Origin of the sequence: Pseudomonas sp. NPDC079367 (assembly GCF_044542195.1) — a bacterium.
Classification (GTDB): Bacteria; Pseudomonadota; Gammaproteobacteria; order Pseudomonadales; family Pseudomonadaceae; genus Aquipseudomonas.
In genome coordinates this window covers 1-1,406 of the sequence record NZ_JBITTW010000095.1, presented here as the reverse complement: position 1 = coordinate 1,406, position 1,406 = coordinate 1, and the positions used below count along the sequence as shown (strand labels likewise).

At 56.3% G+C, this 1,406-nt stretch carries 1 pseudogene; it reads left to right on the top strand.

Features of this window, described 5'->3' with window-relative positions:
* A pseudogene (locus ACIGDJ_RS28300) lies at positions 1 to 1,406 on the top strand (DNA-directed RNA polymerase subunit beta'); the annotation flags it as partial.

Sequence of the window (1,406 nt, the reverse complement as noted above, 5' to 3'; positions counted from 1 at the left end):
AGACGCTCGAAGCCCAGCTCGAAGCGCGTGCGTTGATGATGACAACCACCAACATTCTGTCGCCAGCCAACGGTGAGCCACTCATCGTTCCGTCGCAGGACGTTGTATTGGGTCTGTACTACATGACCCGTGAAGCGATCAACGCGAAAGGCGAAGGTCGTGTGTTCGCGGATCTGCAGGAAGTTGACCGTGTGTTCCGCGCCGGCGAAGCCGCACTGCACGCCAAGGTCAAGGTTCGTATCAACGAAACCGTCAACGACCGTGACGGCAACAGCGTGAGCGGTACCCGTATCGTCGACACTACTGTCGGCCGTGCGCTGCTGTTCCAGGTTGTACCAAAAGGTCTGTCGTACGACGTCGTTAACTTGCCGATGAAGAAGAAGGCGATCTCCAAGCTGATCAACCAGTGCTACCGCGTGGTTGGTCTGAAAGAGACCGTTATCTTCGCTGACCAGTTGATGTACACCGGTTTCGCTTACTCGACCATCTCCGGCGTTTCCATCGGTGTTAACGACTTCGTTATCCCGGATGAAAAAGCCCGCATCATCGGTGCCGCCACCGACGAAGTAAAAGAGATCGAGAGCCAGTACGCCTCCGGCCTGGTAACCCAGGGCGAGAAGTACAACAAAGTGATCGACCTTTGGTCGAAGGCGAACGACGAAGTTTCCAAGGCGATGATGGCCAACCTCTCGAAAGAGAAGGTTATCGACCGTCACGGCGAAGAAGTCGACCAAGAGTCCTTCAACTCGATGTACATGATGGCCGACTCGGGTGCGCGGGGTTCCGCAGCACAGATTCGTCAGCTGGCCGGTATGCGTGGCCTGATGGCCAAGCCGGACGGTTCCATCATTGAAACGCCTATTACTGCGAACTTCCGTGAAGGTTTGAGCGTACTTCAGTACTTCATCTCGACTCACGGTGCTCGTAAAGGTCTGGCGGATACCGCGTTGAAAACTGCGAACTCCGGTTACCTGACTCGTCGTCTGGTAGACGTGGCGCAGGATCTGGTCGTAACCGAGATCGATTGCGGCACCGAACACGGTCTGCTGATGACTCCGCACATTGAAGGCGGTGACGTTGTAGAGCCGTTGGGTGAGCGCGTATTGGGTCGTGTTATTGCCCGTGACGTATTCAAGCCAGGTACCGAGGACGTTATTGTTCCTGCCGGCACTCTGGTAGACGAGAAGTGGGTCGAATTCATCGAGCTGAACAGCATCGACGAAGTGATCGTGCGTTCGCCGATCAGCTGCGAAACCCGCTATGGCATCTGCGCCAAGTGCTACGGCCGTGACTTGGCTCGTGGTCACCAGGTGAACATCGGTGAAGCGGTTGGCGTTATCGCTGCCCAGTCCAACGGTGAGAAGGGTACCCAGCTGACCATGCGAACGTTCCACAAAGGTGGTGCG